Below are 15,951 nucleotides of genomic sequence, written 5' to 3' on the forward strand. Positions count from 1 at the left end.
TATCCTTACGCCTTCTAAACTTTTACACTGTTCCACATAGATACGCATATATTAACCATTTCTCTCCAACTTTACGAGCTAACCATAACCACTTTTCCCCATTTATTGCAAGAACTCCATTGGTTCTATGTCTTAACATCTCTGACCAATTTATACCCCTTAATTTATTATTCTCAGGCCACAAACAACTATCTTCAGTATATATCTCCACAAATGATGAATCTTGGGACTTACAAAATAGGCTTCTTAAGTCAAAATAAACAACCAATAATAAATCTATTTTTGTTGAAGTAATAAATTTTTTATAAAGCACAAATTCTGGGCCAAAGTCTGTATTTATTACTTGAAAAGATAACTTATAATCTTTTAGCCTAGAAAATTTAGGCACAATATCTTTAACCACTTGTTCCTTAGGATACTGAAAAACAACTTCTTCTTTATTATCTAAAACTTTTATACCGTTTAACCACTTATAGTCTGATATTAAAGACTTTGCCCAATTCTCATCAGGTAAAGATTCTTGAACATCTAATTTTTCAATTAAGGACTGAAGTTTACCATCCACCTCTGTTAAATAATTAGCAAAATGCTCTTTACAAGGCGGAACATCTTCCTTTTTTTCTAAGTCAACCTTGCTTACAGGATATACATATTCTTTATATAATGTCTTTGTCTCTTTCCAGACAGAACATCCGCAAATAATTAAAAGTAAAAAGATCCATCCCCAATTTTTACTCATCTCCCCCTTTTCCTCCTCAAAAATTAAAATTTATAATTGAATTTTTTAGTTATAGGCAATATAAGCCAAACTATGGAACTTGCAGCTTATCTCTTTTCCCTTTTAGTCATTGCTATTATTGATAGTATCATTATCTCCCACATTAACTCTCGGGCAGAGAAAAAATTGCTTCAACTCAATAAAGAAAAATATTCTATTCAAACAAAATATGAACAATTAAAGAAAGAAATTAAAGAAATCCAGCAAAAAATCAAAGAACAAGAAGCCAAACTCAACATACAAAAACAATTAAAACAAACTCAACAAAAAAAAGTTCTAGAAGAAGAAAATCATATCAAAGACCCTATCCTCTATATACGTAAACACAACATAGTTCCTGATAAAGAAATAAAAAGAGCTGAAGCCTATGTAAAAAAAACAGCCACCAATCTTTCTGTATTCGATGCCTTACTTCTCTTAGGAGTACTTGACGAAAAGACAGCTAATTCTATCAAAAAAAGAATAGGAAGGGAATAATGAATTTTATTCTATATTTTATACTTTTATTAGCTATTATCTCTTTTTGGGTTATAGGTTTTATTTATATAAAAAAACAAAATCAAATTTTAGCTAAAGAAAATGAGCTTGCAATTTTAAAAGCCAAAACTCGCTATAAAACTCAAACTCTTGAACAACAAAAAAAACAACTTCAAGCAAAACTAAAAGATATTCAAAAAAAATTAAAACAAATAAATAGTGAGCAACCTTCCTAATTATTCTGCTCTTTTCTCTAAAGAAGAGGCTAACTCTTCTAAAAAATCTACCATATCTTCAGAATTATCTTCCACAACCTCTTCTTCTGCACCTTGAGACTCTTCTCTCGCTTCAACTTCTTCCTTAGTATTTATTTGTTCTTCTGTAGAAACTTCTTCCACCTCTTTTTGTTTCTCATTATTTCTAATAAGCGCATTTACCTCTGAAATTTTATCTTGCCATTTATTTTTTTCTTCTAAAGATTCTGATCGCTCTTTTAGCTTCTCATAAACATCTAATGCTTTTTCATATTCGCCTTGCGAGATTAAAACTTCTCCTAAAGAAGGAGTTATGACCTGTTGATCAAAATCTAAATGCTCTACAATCTCTTCATAATGTATATCTTCGGAAACATTTTTCCCTAAAATACTCTCTAATCCTTTAAAAATAATATTATCCCAAGAAATAAATTCCCCTTTACAAGCCAGCATTAACAACTTAAGAGGAATTACAAAACCTTTTTCCTCTATATTTTCAGCAAGCAATCTCCAAAAAATAGTATTCTTTTTTAAACGACTAAAAACAGCATTAACTAATTCTATTGCTTTATCTCCTTTATTGAGTTCACTGTAAATAGAAATTAAAGAAAGTATTGTATCTAACGAATCTGGATAAAACTCTAAGCCATGTTCCAATACTTCCTGTGCTTTATCATACTCCTTATCTTCAATATAAAGTCGAGCTAAAGACAAATAAATTTTAGAGCTAGGATCTAACTTTAAAGCCTCTTCTAAAATCCTTTTTTCTTCTCCCATAATAATCTCCTTTTTTGCTACTGTACCAAATATAATATTTCATCTTTTTTTATATAATTTAATTCTTTTCTAAGAATAAATTTCTTATACGTTGGATTATTTCTTAACATTAATATTTCTGCAGAAATCAATCTATTTTTATTCTTTAATTTATCTACTTTTTCCTGCAAAAAAACCATCTTGTCCTTTAAAATAAAATATTTACGGATATTATTTTCAGAAAAAATAATTTGATATATCAAGGTTATATTTATAACAGCTAACAGAATAATGACAACTTTTTTCATTGAATATCTCTTTTGGGTTTAATCTTTTGCTGAACTAAATCTTTTATTTCTAACAAAAATCTACTTGTACTCTCCTCAATTCTTATAAGCTCACTATCTTCAAGTTCAATATCATCTAATTTAGATAAAAAATCTTTAATATAATCCATTTCACTATTTAGTTTTAAATCAAAATCACAATTAAATCTTCCTAAAGCATCTTCAAATTCTAAAATTGTTTCTAAGCAATTTCTTAATTTAGACTTAAGTTCCTTTTTCATTACTCTTCCAGCAAGTTAAGTAACTTTCATACTCATCTAAACATTGCTCTATTTTCAATAACAATTCACCACTTTTTTTATTAATATAAAAATTAGCTCCTTTTAAAAAAGCAAGCTTCTGATCAAAATCTCTCCCTGTCTCGCCTAATAGAATAACGTTTGTTTCCCGTCTTCTTAAAAGTGGCCATTTATTTATCTCTGCCAATAATCTGTCGGTATCTTTGCTTTCCTCTAAAAACATCAACGTATAGTTATTTAGAGCAAAACGGGCAAGAGCTTCTTCTATTTTTTGAACATTCCGAATAAAATATCCCTGATTTTGCAAAAAATCTTCTATTTCTGTAGATAATCTGGGATCAAAAACAAACAAAAAAGCAGATTTTTTACCCAAAGGAACATTATCTGGCTCATAATCTAAATTCACTTTAGAAGAAGGAGCTCTCTCAGTCTCTGGGTTAGCATCTACTTTGGTTTTATCTACTAAAATTCTTGAACCACATTTAGGACATTTTACAACAAATTTTGAAACTCCTTTTATTTTTTCATCTGGAATTGTGATTTTTTTATCACAATTATTGCATCTTACTATCATAATCTCCCCATCTTATTTTCTTCATCATAACTTAAATCTAATTCTAATCCATCTATCTCAGATAATTTTTCACCTCTCTTAGCCTTAATCTTATCTAAAAGCATTTTCAAACGAGATCTATCTGAACAAAATTGCATTGCGATCTCTTCTGTAATTAATCCTTGTTCATAATAAGAAGCCAAGCATTGATCAAAAGTAAACATTCCATAGGCTTCACTTTGAGATATAACATCATAAAAAGTTCTATCTTCTCTTTCTCCATTTACGATCAAATCTCTTATCCTCAAATTTTTGGTCATAACTTCAAAAGCAACGATCCTACCTCCCCCTACTTTAGGCATAATACGTTGAGAAACAACATACTTTAAACTCTCAGAGAGTCTGGAGCGGACAAGTCTCTCCTCTTCTAAGTCAAACAACCCTGTAATACGATGAATAGTTTGCCCGGCATCACTAGTATGTAATGTTCCTAAAACTAAATGTCCTGTTTCTGCTGCTTCTAAGGCAGTGGTCACAGTTTCTTTGTCTCTAATTTCACCTACAAGTATGATATGGGGGGCCTGACGCAAAGCAGAACGAAGTCCACTAGCAAATGAGGTAAAATCTGTTCCTAATTCTCTTTGATTAATAACACTTTTTTTATGAAAATGAAAAAATTCTATTGGATCTTCTAGAGTTATAATATGCCGTGCAAAATTTTCATTTATCTCATTTATCACTGCAGCTAAAGATGTTGATTTACCAGTACCTGTACCACCTGTGACTAAAATTAACCCAAACCTTTCTCTTGCCATTCGTTTAAAAACGTCTGGCAATTTTAGTTCTTCAATGGTGGGGATCCTTGGCAGAAGTTTACGCATAACAACCGCAAGAGATCCTTTTTGATAAAAAACATTAACCCTAAATCGCTCTTTATTAGGTAAGGCATAGGCAAAGTCACATGCGCCTTGTAAGGCTAAATCTTTATATAAATGTTTGTTCGGTCCAATCATACTTATAGCCATTGCCTCAATTTGAAAAGGAGTTAAGGCTTCAATATCTTCTATATTAAGACTCTTTACTTCCCCATACACAGCAGCTTTTATAGGAACATAGGGCGTCAAAATAATATCTGAAAGAGCTGGCTCTTTTTCTAAAACTTGGAAAAGAATATAATCTAAATGAGATTTTAACATACTTTAAACCTCTGTAAAATCATCAAGTTCTGCTTCATCTAAAAATTCTCTAAACTTGCTCTTATGTACTGCCTTATTAAAGGCATCTTTAGAAGAAATTATTCCTTGCTTCAACAAAGACAAAATAGAATCATCTAGACTTTGCATTCCATATTTTTTACCTGTTTCAATAACTGAATTAATTTGATAAATCTTATTTTCTCTAATTAAATTTCTTACTGCAGGAGTAGCAATTAAAATCTCCAAAGCAGCTACTCTACCAGGCTTATCTACTCTTTTAAACAACGTTTGAGAAATAATGGCCCTCAAACTTTCGGATAAACTTGAACGAATTTGAGGTTGAGTATCTCCTGGAAACACTTCTATAACTCTATCAATGGTCTTAGAAGCAGAAATAGTGTGCAACGTAGCTAACACCAAATGACCTGTTTCTGCCGCCTCTAAAGCTAAACTAATTGTCTCCAAATCTCGCATTTCACCAACCAGAATAATGTCAGGATCTTCACGTAGCGCTCCTCTCAAAGCAGCTCCAAACCCTTGGGTATCCCTTCCAACTTCTCGTTGGTTTATCAAACATTGAATAGGCTCATGGACAAATTCCACTGGATCCTCAATTGTTAGAATATGATCCTTTCTAGTCTTATTTGCATAATCTATCATCGCAGCTAAAGTAGTAGACTTACCACTTCCAGTTGGACCTGTTACTAAAACCAACCCCTTTGGCAAAGTCATAAGTTTTTTCAAAATCTGAGGTAAACCTAAGTCATCTATAGTCATTATCTTAGTTGGAATTTCTCTAAAAACTGCCCCTATTCCTCTTAAGTGCATAAAATAATTTGCCCTATATCTAGCAATACCAGGAACTTCATAGGCAAAGTCAATATCTCCTGTTTCTTCAAATTTTTTAATTTTATGTTCAGGGGTTATTTCATAAAGCAATTTTTTTAATTCAGCAGTCTCTAAAACTTTATATTTAATTCTTTGAAGTTCTCCATGTAAACGCACAATAGGTTGAGAACCTGAAGTTAGGTGTAAATCTGATGCTCCAATTTCGTGCATCATTTTAAAAAAGGCATCTATCTGAGCCATACTACCCCCTTACAATTATTTTAATACACTTTTATAAAACTTGTACACATAGTTTACCCCAGAAAACAAAGTCAAAAATAGGGCAATATAAATCAAAATCTTCCCTAAATAAATTGGATTAAAACCAAACCACGGATAATGCAAAATAAGAGGACACAAAGCTAAAATTTGAATAATTGTTTTTAACTTTCCATATTTATCAGCAGCAATAACAATACCTTTATCCATTGCAAGAGATCTAAGTCCTGTTACCATAATCTCTCTTTCCACAATCAAAATAGATATCCAGGCTTCTAACCAATGTTGATATGAAAGCATGATAAGAGCAGCCATCACCAGCAATTTATCTGCAAGAGGATCTAAAAACTTTCCCATATTAGTAACTAAATTATACTTTCTAGCAATAAAGCCATCTAACATATCAGATAAAGCTGCTAAAATAAAAATACTCATGGCAGCCAAGCAACTAATTCTATTGGGAAAGTAGAGTAAAATAACGACTATTGGCACACAAGCTATTCTAAAAAATGTAATTTTATTGGCCCAATTAAACATTTATCTTTTAAGCTCCTGATATATCTTCAAAACTTTTTTAACATATTCTTTAGTTTCTTTAAATGGGGGAATCCCTCCATATCGCTTTACATTTCCTGGCCCTGCATTATATGCAGCTAATGCTAGCTCTATACTGCTAAACCGATTTAAAAGAGATTTCAAATATCTTATCCCAGCTTCAATATTTGAGGCCGGATCAAAAGGAGTATCCAAATCTAGTTCTTTCTGAGTAATAGGAGTAATTTGCATAAGGCCCTGAGCCCCTTTGGAGGATTCCGCCTCTGGCTCAAAATTTGATTCTACCTTTATCACTGCCTTTACTAAGGCTGGATCTAGCCTATAATGCTTACTATACACCTTTATAAGCCTATCCAGTTTTTTAGGGTCATACTTATGATAGCGAAAAACTAAAAAAGGTTTATACTTAGATGAAGTAGGTAAGTCAGTAAAGTGATAAACACCATTTTCATCACAGTAATAATAAATAGTCTCTGCCCACACCCAGCAACTCAGACTTAAAAATAGCCAAATCATAAAAATCCTAAGCATCATAAATACCTAGCACCTCCAGATCTTGCGGGTAATTTATATTAAAAAACACTTTTAAATCTTTTTCCCACAAAATATGATTTCTAACATGTTCAGGTATTGCTCTACTTAACTTAAAAATTTTATTTGCTATTGCTTTTTCTATATACTTCAATGATTCATTTTCATAAATAGCAACCAATGCTTCTATAAAATTAGTTTTGGGATGAAAAAATGTAGTCATTACCTCTGTTTTCTGCCTTCTTTTACGCCCTTCTATCAATTCTTGCAACGTAATTTTATCTAAAAAAGGTAAATCACAAGATATAACTAAAAGGGGCTTACCTATATTTTTCAAACCTGTAAAAATACCGCCAATGGGGCCTATTCCTTTTATCTCATCCTGAAACCAACCATCTGCGTTTGCCTTGCATAAGGCAGGATCTTTCCCTAACACATAAACTTCTGTGACCACTTCATACAGTAAATTAATACTTCTTTCCAAAAGACTAATCTTATTAAATACTAACGTTGTCTTATCTTGGCCTAATCTTGAACTTTTACCTCCTGCTAAAACAGCTCCAACCAAGTCTCTACACACTAGCACTAGTTACCCTCTCTCCTATATCTGTAAAAACACTCAATCTATTTTCCCTAGCAAAGCCAACTAAAGTAATTTTTTCTCGCTCTGCCAAAGTAAGAGCAGCTGAGGTAATAGCAGAGCGAGACATAACAAATCTTACGCCTGCTTTGACAACTTTTTTTAAAAAAGATCTAGTAAGTCTTGCTGACACTAACAAAATGCCTTCTTGCAAATTAATTTCATTTTTCAAAGCTAGCCCTACCATTCTATCTAAGCAATTGTGTCTTCCAACATCTTCAACTTCTATGACAAAGGCTCTCTTCCTTATAGACCAAAATACTACTCTATGAAAACAACCTGTCTGCTCCCAATTACTTGATATTTTTTTTATAAACGATCCATTAATCTCTAAAAGCTTTAATACATCTATTTTAAAATCGTATTTTCTTTCCTTAATCCTCTTATAATTATCAGATATACAATTTTCTATCCAAAACCTATTTTCTTCTCTTTTTATTATTACAGGGTTACCCCCCTCTGGCAATAACTCTAACTTAGCATATCCTAAGACCAATGAACTTAAATTATAAGGAATCGTCCACAAAGAATGTACTATGCTTTTAAAAAAAATATCAACTCTCTCTTCAACTGCAATAGTATCAAAAAAATCTACTCTTCTGTCTTTAAAAAACTTACTTACTTTACACTTAACTAACACCTAGAAACCCCAAAAGCTTAAAGTTGGTCTTAAATAGCCTTCTTTTTTAGCTATAATATCTAAAGGAAGTGAAGCCAAATCGTCTAACATGGGAATGATTTGCTCATCTCTATCTCTAAAATCAATTGTTTTAATATATTTTTTACATTTATCACATATGTCTACTCTATAACCTGGCAAATCTTCTGTAGTAAAGTAAAAATGCTCTTTTTTATATGGTTCTCCACAAAAAACACATTTTGTTCTTTCTACTGGATATTCAAAAAGACAAAAAGAACAAAAATTTTTTCTCTTCCCTGATTTATCCTTTAAAACACTAATTAAGGGAAGACTACCACAAATAGGACAATGCCCAAATGGATATTCTTTTAAAGAAATCAACTCGTCAAAACCCTTAGAATAGGACGCAACAAAGGGCAAAATGCTACTTTGAATTAAAAAGGAAAGCAGACGTGGAGAATTTTCTAACTTTTCTCCATATATTCTAAAAAAAGCATCATCTCCTTCTAAAAATTTTTTTATACTTTGAGCAACAAATTCATCATCCTTAAGATCTGATTCTAATATATCTAAATATTCTTTTAGGCGTGCATAATTAGCAACAACCTTTAAAAGAGCATTTAAAAGATCCCTAATTTCCTTTAACTCTATAGGAAAATCTCTTCTTAATAAAAGAGGTTTTCCTGTAGTTAACTTGGTCTCTATTTCTTTGGATTCTATACTTTTTATAGTTCTTTGGTGATAAAAATCTAACTGTTTTAAAAAGACATCTTGAACAAAATCCAAAATCTCACTAGGGATAAACCCCTTTTGCCTTATCCTCTCTATCTTATTAACTATTTGCTTAGAGTTCATTTGTGCTCCTTTGCGTCAAAGTGTAATTTTCCCTTAATGGAAAGCTAAACTTTTATAAACCTCAAACCACATATCTCCACTTAAAACATAAAGAACCGTTGCAAGAGAAAGAAAAGGGCCATATGGAATAGCAGTTTCTGCCTCTATTTTTTTTCCTCTGCATACTAAAACCACACTTCCTAAAAGAGCAAGCAATGCTGATACAAATATAACCAAAGGTAAGCCTTTCAACCCTACCATAGCTCCCAGCATAATCATTAATTTTACATCTCCCCCTCCTAAACCATCTTTCCCTTTTGTCCATTTATACCCTTTTTGAATAAGCAAAAACAATAAAAAACCGCTTCCAGCCCCTAAGAAAGCCATCTTCGGACCAATTGGCAAGAAAAAGGAAAATCCTAAAGCCAACACACCTCCAGGGATAGTTAGAATATCTGGCAATAAAAAACTTTGAATATCAATAAAGCTTGCCACAATTAATATACCAAATAATATAAGATACAAACCAAAAGCCATGCTTAATCCAAATTTCCAATAAAGGGCTATGGTTAGCAAGCCTGAAGTAAATTCAACTATAGGATATAACCAACTGATTTTCTTTTTACAAGACGCGCATCTACCTCTTAAAATAATAAAGCTCAAAATAGGAATATTCTCCCACCAACTTAACTTATGTCCACACTGAGGACAATGGGAAGGAGGCCAAACAATAGACTCTTCGTTTAAATAACGCACTATACATACATTATAAAAACTTCCCAAACATAAACCAAAAATAAAGATACCTGCATACAAAACTTCCATAATACAATTCCTTGTAAGCCATATCCTATTTTTCTTTTTACAAAATGATTGCCTCTTCCTCAAACCACATAAATTAAAATCATTTTCTCCTAATACCGTGAACAAAAGTTCTATCTCATTTTTTCTTGACAAACACAATCCCTACCCACTTAAATAAAAAAACAAGCAATTGACAACCCCAAAATATACTGCGGAGCAAAAAAATGAATTATCGATTTTTCCCTAACTTCACAAAAGAAGAGTTAGCTAAGATTCAATTAGAAGGACTAAAATGGACAGTAAATCACGCCTATCAAGGAAGTGCTCAATATCAAAAAAAACTTAAAAAATCTGGTATTCATCCCAACGATATTAAATCCTTAGAAGATCTACAATATTTACCTTTTACTACAGTAGAAGATTTACGCGAAGGATATCCATTACCTCTACTTTCTGTACCTGAAGAAGAAGTAGTAAGAATCCATGCCTCTTCTGGAACCACAGGAAAGCGGAAAGTACTAGCATATACTCAAAAAGACATAGATACGTGGAAAATAATGCTTGCCAGATGTTTTGAATTGGCTGGTTTATCTCCTCTAGACAGAATACAAATTGCTGTTGGGTATGGATTGTGGACAGCTGGGGCCGGATTTCAATTAGGATGTGAATATTTTGGAGCTATGGCCGTTCCTATTGGACCAGGCAATTTAGATATGCAACTTCAATTATTAGTAGATTTTCAAACAACTTGTCTTTGTTCTACAGCCTCTATGGCTCTTCTTTTAGCAGAACAAGTTAAAAAACATCAACTCCAATCTAAAATTGCTTTAAAAAAAGCAATCTTTGGCGCAGAACCACATACTCCTAAAATGCGAAAGTACATAGAAGAAACATTAAACCTAGAAGATACTTTTGATATTCCAGGTATGACAGAAGTTTATGGTCCAGGCACAGGTCTAGAATGCAGCGCACACCAAGGAATACACTATTGGGCTGACTTGTTTATCTTAGAAATCTTAGACCCTAATACTCTTAAGCCTGTTCAACCTGGAGAAGTAGGAGAAATGGTTATTACAACTCTTTGTAAAGAAGCTGTTCCTCTTATTAGATATCGCACTAGGGACCTAACAAGATTTATTCCAGGAGAATGTTCCTGTGGATTAAATCTTCCACGACATGATCACATATTAGGAAGATCTGATGATATGTTTATCTTTAGAGGTGTTAATATCTATCCTGGCCAAATCGCAACTATTTTAGAACAATTCCCTGAATTGAGTTCAGAATATCAAATCTACTTAAATCGAAAACAAGGCTTAGATTTTATGACTATAAAAGTCGAAGCTCAAGAAGGGACAACAATTCCTGATAACTTAGCAACTGCAGTAGAAAAAAATATCAAAACTAAAATTCTTGTTAGCTCAAAAGTAGAAATTGTACCTCCATTAAGTCTTCCTCGTTCTTTTGGAAAAACTAAAAGACTTATAGATGAAAGAGATAACTAACTCTAAAACTAAGAACAATTAGAACAGTTGTCCAAATGTTCCTTAAATTCCAGCTCGTAAATTTGCAACATAACTAAAGCAAAAGTAAAACTAAGAGGACCATAAATAAGTCCTATAAAACCAAAACAACTAACCCCGCCTATTATTGCTAAAAATAAGAAGAAGGGAGAGATAAATTCTCCCTTCCCTATAAGATACGGACGTAAAAAATTGTCTATTCCTCCTACTAAAATAATCGACCACAAAGCTAAAAACAAACTAGCTCCCATTTTTCCCAACAAAAAAAGATATCCAACTGCAGGTAGCCATACCAAAGCAGTCCCTACTACAGGGATTAAAGAAGTCACAGCCATTAATGTTCCCCAAAAAATTGCAGGTAATCCAACTAAAGCAAGCCCAATTCCACCCACAATCCCTTGAGCTAAGGCTGTAAGCAAATTGCCTATCACTACTTTCTTAGAAACATCACTAAGGGCAAAAAGAATTTTCTCTTCTTGTTCATCTGGTAAAGGAGATAATCTTTTCAATTTATTTAACAAACTATCTAGATCTCTCAAAAAATAAAATAACATAAAGAAAAATAGTCCTGTATTAGTAAAAAAGGTTAATACATTACTTAAAATAGTTCCTCCCTCTTTGGCTATAAAAAGACTAATTTTTTTTATAGAATCTGCCAAATAGCTAGCAAACTCCTGCTGCTGTAAAAACTGTATTTTCTCAAAACCAAATTTCCTTAAAACATTTTCTAGCTTATTTATCCAAGAATCACCAATTGATGAGAAATCTAGCTTCAGTAAAAAAGTATTCACCTTGGATGCAATATCAAATCCTTGAGAAATAAGAGCTGATAATAATAGAATACAGGGAACAAAAATAAAAATAAAAAATAAAAATAAAGTTAAAAAAGAGGCAAAATTTTTTCTATTTTTTACCAAAATTAAAATCTTTTTATAAATAGGATTTAAAACCATACTAAAAATAATTGCTAGCAAGAGGACATTCCAAAAAGGTCTTAAAACAAAAAACACTAATCCCAAGGATAAACATAATAAAAACAACTGAAAAGGACGATGAGTATTGAACATATCTCCTCTCTTATAATTAAAAAGCCCATCAACGAATGTAATTTATTCTTGTTGATGGGCAAAATACATCTTAACAAGCATGTTTACTATTTATCTGGATCTATACTGTTAATGATCCAATTAAGAGCTATTTTTTCCCAATTTACAATAGAGGAAGCATCAATATACCTCTCCCAATCGTATATTCCTGTTTTTTTAGCAATACATTGAAATTGCATTTTAGTAACAGCACTCCTTAAAACAACCACTGAGCGACTCATGCCTTTTTCTTTATATAATCTCTGTCCTTCCTCTATGTATTTTTGCAGTTCAGGAGGAAGAGGATCCATTAAACGCATATCCACTAAAACACCAAATGATGGTGGAGCACTATCCAAAACTTTCCTAGACTTTTCAACCCACTCTTTTACTTCTTCCTCCTGCAAAAGTCCTTCAAAGGTAATTTTATATCCATAGTTCTTTTTTTCAATTTTATACATATTGTCTCCTAATTATTAAAAAGAACTAAAATTACCCTATACATATAATTAAAGAAAAGCACATCTTCACTTTAAAATCAAGCAATACTCAAAAAAGTTTTTATGAGTTTAGTAATTCTCCTTTAAAACCTTTTAAGAAGTGAAATATTTAAAGGCCTTATCTACAACAGACTTATCTGGTACACTAAATAAACTTACCCCTATTGCCAATAAAAAGGATACAGGAAGAGCAACGACATTAGGATCTACCCATTGTAAAAGCCAAATCCAAGATCCCTTTGTAGCTCCTGCTACTAAGGTAACTTTACCAAAAAACAATTTGCATAATCCTATTGCCTTTGCCTCTTTTAAATGAATAAATAAAAGCCAGAACATAGAAAATATAAATCCACCAACTAAAGAACATTTAGCCCCAAGAGGAGTCATCCTTTTCCAATACAATCCCAAAAAATAGCTTGGAAGAAAAGAAGCTGCACATAGACCAAAAAAGAATGCAGTAGCTCTTGCAATCACAGAGCCGGGTAAAATCCAAGCCCATAAAAGAGCAGCAGCTACAGTTAAAAACACTCCGATCTGACTTGTCTTAAAAGAAGTCTTGGTCGAAAGTGTAGAGCCTTCTACAATATCTCTTCCCAAAGAGGTACCTCCCACATGATATTGAGAAGATAAAGTAGACATAGCTGCAGCAAACATTGCAATTAAAAATAAACCAGAAAACCAGTGTGGCATTATCTTTTCAATATAAAGAGGAATAATTTTATCAATATTACCTTTGGCCATGGCAATAGAAATCTGACCAAATTCTTTATAAAAAACTGCATTAGAAAGGGCTCCTACAGTAAATGCCACCCCTGTCATAAGCAAAATAAACACTCCTCCTACAAGCACAGCACGATGCAACTCTCTATCTGATGGAACAGTCATATATCGCAAGGCTAATTGAGGTTGAGCCAAAACTCCAATCCCAACTCCATAAATGATAGTAGTATAAATAACTAACCAAATTGGTGTTCCAAACTTTGCCCCTTGTGTCCAGCCAATAAGACCTCCTGCCTTTAATTTAGCAGGGACAAGATGGACCATATCTGTTAAAGTTTGATGAGCTGAAATTACTCCTCCTAATTTAGAATAAGTAAATACTATTAAAAAAATCATCATTCCTGCCATAATACATCCTTGGAATGCATCAGTATACATAACAGCTTTAAGCCCTCCTGTAATAACATAAAGAGCGACTAAAACCGTAACCAAAACTAACCACATTTCGTAGGATATGCCCAACGATTGCGCAAAAGAAACTTCTAACATCCTACAAATACCTATCAAAACTGCTGCTGCATACAAGGGAATAAAAAGAAAAATGATTAAAGCAGAAAATTTTTGAATAAAAGTGGAATTAAAACGCCTACCTAAAAATTCAGGAAATGTATGAGCATCTAAAGCTAAGCCCATAACTCTAGTTCGTCTCCCAAAAAAAACCATGGCCACTAAAATTCCTACCACAATATTTAAAAAAGTAAGCCAAAGTAAAGGAAAACCAAATAAGGCCGCTGCTCCTCCAAAACCAATAATTGCTGAAGTAGAGATAAAAGTCGCTCCATAAGATAATGCCATAACAAAAGCATTCATTTCTCTACCAGCTAGCAAATAATCTTGAGAGCTCTTTGTATGTTTATAGCCCTTATAACCTAAAAAAAATACTACCCCTAAATATCCTAAAATACTAAGCACCTTATAAATCATTGGATTTCTCCTTATGTAAGTCTATTCTTTTTTCTACAATAAGTCCTTTTTTATTCCAATTAATAAGACCATAAATTACACATACTCCAGCGGCTAAAATACTTAAAATATACGCCAATGCCATTTCAAAACTCCCCATCCCTAACATCTTCTCCTCCTTTTTTTAAAATAAAAAAAAGGCCGCTGGTTTTCACCTGCGGCCTTTTTTCTTCTTTTTATTTTTATAGACTACTATCACTTGGCCGCAGTTCTATAACGACCAAAAAAATAATAGCCATAAAAATAAAAAGAAGATACTACCTGGTTATTCATAGAAAATTTTATTAAAATAAATAAATATAGTCGTCAAACCTTTTCTTTCTAAACGGTCAAAAATCATCGCTAATAGAGCAAAAAACACATTAAAAGGTTAATGATCAATTATAAATTATTAAAAATCATTTTCTTTAAAGATCCCTTTTTCTAGGTATTAATAATTTTAATTAAGACGTGTTGACGAAACTATTTTTCAAAGTTAAAAATAATTTATGCAACTTTCTAAAAAATTTCTTTTAACTGTAAGTGAAGATTACTCTAAATTTTTTGGGGTAAAATTTATTTCTTATTTTTTCAAAAATAAAGAAAATATCTCTTTAGATTTAATTTATATTGCCCCTAATCCAGCTAAAACATCTTCTTACAAACACGATGAAATTATTTTTAGCAAACAACTAAACCATCAATATAAAAACAAGGGAGTTACAGCCTTAAAAGAAGCTAAAGACATACTTTGTCAACATGGATTTCAAACAAATCAAATTCAAACCATTTTCAAATTTCAAAATTATTCCACAGTAACTGACTTAATCCAAGAAGCTCATAAAGGTCTATACGATGCCCTTATCTTAGGGAGCAGAGGTCTATCCTTTTTAGAAGAAAAAATTTTTGGAAGTACAAGTAAAACAATTTTAGAAGCCGAAATTGACTTTCCCGTTTGGATCTGTAGAGAGCCAGATTTTGAAACTAAAAACGTACTGGTATGTCTAGATAATTCTCAAGCAAGCCTTAGAGTCTGTGATCATGTCGGTTTTATATTACAAGACAAACCAGAACATAATATCATCCTTACCCATGTCCAAACCAACAAACACCAAGAACCAACCTCTATCTTTAACAAGGCATTAAAAGAATTTAAAAACAATAACTTTCCCTCAACCAGAATACAAACCAAACTCCTATATGGGAAAGATGTTTGTGAAACTATTTTAAATTTTGCTAAAAAACAAAAAATTGCTGTAATTGCTTTAGGACATACTGGGAAAAAAGAACATTTATTTTCTTTATTTTTTAATTCCAACTCAACTCTCTTAGAAATTTTTGAACAATTTAAAAATATGACTCTTTGGATTTCCAAATAACTTTCTTAATCTTTTTATCTCATACTGCTCT

21 protein-coding genes are annotated in these 15,951 nt (G+C 32.1%); 4 read left to right on the top strand and 17 right to left on the bottom strand.

Translation table 11 applies throughout. From position 1 onward, the window contains the following. Window positions 1-22: 22 nt before the first annotated feature. On the bottom strand, window positions 23-739 hold the full coding sequence (locus BLP60_RS03705; protein WP_092063599.1) for a hypothetical protein: 717 nt from the start codon (window positions 737-739) through the stop codon (window positions 23-25). A gap of 36 nt (window positions 740-775) precedes the next feature. Here BLP60_RS03705 and BLP60_RS03710 point away from each other — a divergent pair, with 36 nt between their 5' ends. Then, the gene (locus BLP60_RS03710; protein ID WP_143338910.1) at window positions 776-1,255 is read left to right on the top strand and encodes a hypothetical protein; all 480 of its coding nucleotides are present in this window, start codon (window positions 776-778) and stop codon (window positions 1,253-1,255) included. Further along, a complete protein-coding gene (locus tag BLP60_RS03715) occupies window positions 1,255-1,491 on the top strand; it encodes a hypothetical protein (RefSeq protein ID WP_092063605.1) in 237 nt (78 codons plus the stop codon). The genes BLP60_RS03710 and BLP60_RS03715 overlap by 1 nt, the downstream gene beginning before the upstream one ends. Here the strand turns inward: BLP60_RS03715 and BLP60_RS03720 are convergent, their stop codons facing one another. Genes BLP60_RS03720 through BLP60_RS03775 form a run of 12 tightly spaced genes read right to left on the bottom strand, consistent with a single transcriptional unit; the run spans window position 1,492 to window position 9,732 of the window. Then, complete coding sequence (locus tag BLP60_RS03720) at window positions 1,492-2,286, bottom strand: tetratricopeptide repeat protein (protein ID WP_092063608.1); 795 nt, start codon at window positions 2,284-2,286, stop codon at window positions 1,492-1,494. Window positions 2,287-2,303: 17 nt separating this feature from the next. Then, a complete protein-coding gene (locus BLP60_RS03725) occupies window positions 2,304-2,573 on the bottom strand; it encodes an FtsB family cell division protein (RefSeq protein ID WP_092063611.1) in 270 nt (89 codons plus the stop codon). After that, the gene (locus BLP60_RS03730) at window positions 2,570-2,833 is read right to left on the bottom strand and encodes a hypothetical protein (protein ID WP_092063614.1); all 264 of its coding nucleotides are present in this window, start codon (window positions 2,831-2,833) and stop codon (window positions 2,570-2,572) included. The genes BLP60_RS03725 and BLP60_RS03730 overlap by 4 nt, the downstream gene beginning before the upstream one ends. After that, complete coding sequence (locus BLP60_RS03735; protein ID WP_092063617.1) at window positions 2,817-3,425, bottom strand: zinc-ribbon domain-containing protein; 609 nt, start codon at window positions 3,423-3,425, stop codon at window positions 2,817-2,819. The genes BLP60_RS03730 and BLP60_RS03735 overlap by 17 nt, the downstream gene beginning before the upstream one ends. Further along, window positions 3,422-4,600, bottom strand: coding sequence for a type IV pilus twitching motility protein PilT (locus tag BLP60_RS03740; RefSeq protein WP_092063620.1), 1,179 nt, complete (start codon window positions 4,598-4,600; stop codon window positions 3,422-3,424). Before BLP60_RS03740 ends, BLP60_RS03735 begins: the two co-directional genes overlap by 4 nt. Before the next feature lie 3 nt (window positions 4,601-4,603). Next, window positions 4,604-5,689, bottom strand: a complete 1,086-nt coding sequence (locus tag BLP60_RS03745; protein ID WP_092063623.1) for a type IV pilus twitching motility protein PilT — start codon at window positions 5,687-5,689, stop codon at window positions 4,604-4,606. A 15-nt stretch (window positions 5,690-5,704) separates the two neighbouring features. Next, entirely contained in the window at window positions 5,705-6,244 is a 540-nt protein-coding gene (gene pgsA, locus BLP60_RS03750; RefSeq protein WP_092063626.1) for a CDP-diacylglycerol--glycerol-3-phosphate 3-phosphatidyltransferase, read from the bottom strand. Further along, window positions 6,245-6,796 carry a transglycosylase SLT domain-containing protein gene (locus tag BLP60_RS03755; RefSeq protein WP_092063629.1) on the bottom strand — a complete coding sequence of 184 codons (552 nt, stop codon included), beginning with the start codon at window positions 6,794-6,796 and terminating at the stop codon, window positions 6,245-6,247. Continuing rightward, window positions 6,786-7,379: a molybdenum cofactor guanylyltransferase gene (gene mobA / locus BLP60_RS03760; protein WP_092063632.1), complete on the bottom strand. Its 594-nt coding sequence runs from the start codon at window positions 7,377-7,379 to the stop codon at window positions 6,786-6,788. The genes BLP60_RS03755 and mobA overlap by 11 nt, the downstream gene beginning before the upstream one ends. Continuing rightward, on the bottom strand, window positions 7,366-8,073 hold the full coding sequence (locus tag BLP60_RS03765) for a formate dehydrogenase accessory sulfurtransferase FdhD (RefSeq protein WP_092063635.1): 708 nt from the start codon (window positions 8,071-8,073) through the stop codon (window positions 7,366-7,368). Before BLP60_RS03765 ends, mobA begins: the two co-directional genes overlap by 14 nt. Then, window positions 8,074-8,928, bottom strand: coding sequence for a formate dehydrogenase accessory protein FdhE (locus tag BLP60_RS03770; protein WP_092063638.1), 855 nt, complete (start codon window positions 8,926-8,928; stop codon window positions 8,074-8,076). A gap of 33 nt (window positions 8,929-8,961) precedes the next feature. Continuing rightward, a complete protein-coding gene (locus BLP60_RS03775; protein ID WP_092063641.1) occupies window positions 8,962-9,732 on the bottom strand; it encodes a prepilin peptidase in 771 nt (256 codons plus the stop codon). Window positions 9,733-9,935: 203 nt separating this feature from the next. Between BLP60_RS03775 and BLP60_RS03780 the strand changes: the two genes are divergently transcribed. After that, window positions 9,936-11,216 carry a phenylacetate--CoA ligase family protein gene (locus tag BLP60_RS03780; RefSeq protein ID WP_092063645.1) on the top strand — a complete coding sequence of 427 codons (1,281 nt, stop codon included), beginning with the start codon at window positions 9,936-9,938 and terminating at the stop codon, window positions 11,214-11,216. 8 nt (window positions 11,217-11,224) lie between these two features. Here BLP60_RS03780 and BLP60_RS03785 read toward each other — a convergent pair whose 3' ends face one another. The 4 genes from BLP60_RS03785 to BLP60_RS10645 form a co-directional block, all read right to left on the bottom strand. Further along, window positions 11,225-12,301: an AI-2E family transporter gene (locus tag BLP60_RS03785; RefSeq protein ID WP_092063648.1), complete on the bottom strand. Its 1,077-nt coding sequence runs from the start codon at window positions 12,299-12,301 to the stop codon at window positions 11,225-11,227. Between the two features lie 86 nt (window positions 12,302-12,387). Next, the gene (locus BLP60_RS03790; RefSeq protein WP_092063651.1) at window positions 12,388-12,780 is read right to left on the bottom strand and encodes a hypothetical protein; all 393 of its coding nucleotides are present in this window, start codon (window positions 12,778-12,780) and stop codon (window positions 12,388-12,390) included. 132 nt (window positions 12,781-12,912) lie between these two features. Then, entirely contained in the window at window positions 12,913-14,523 is a 1,611-nt protein-coding gene (locus BLP60_RS03795; RefSeq protein ID WP_092063654.1) for a sodium:solute symporter family protein, read from the bottom strand. Continuing rightward, window positions 14,513-14,671, bottom strand: a complete 159-nt coding sequence (locus BLP60_RS10645) for a symporter small accessory protein (protein WP_200779101.1) — start codon at window positions 14,669-14,671, stop codon at window positions 14,513-14,515. Before BLP60_RS10645 ends, BLP60_RS03795 begins: the two co-directional genes overlap by 11 nt. Window positions 14,672-15,050: 379 nt before the next feature. Here BLP60_RS10645 and BLP60_RS03800 point away from each other — a divergent pair, with 379 nt between their 5' ends. Further along, on the top strand, window positions 15,051-15,920 hold the full coding sequence (locus BLP60_RS03800; protein ID WP_092063657.1) for a universal stress protein: 870 nt from the start codon (window positions 15,051-15,053) through the stop codon (window positions 15,918-15,920). Window positions 15,921-15,951 lie beyond the last annotated feature (31 nt).

This window comes from Desulfonauticus submarinus (assembly GCF_900104045.1).
GTDB classification, from domain to species: Bacteria; Desulfobacterota; Desulfovibrionia; order Desulfovibrionales; family Desulfonatronovibrionaceae; genus Desulfonauticus; species Desulfonauticus submarinus.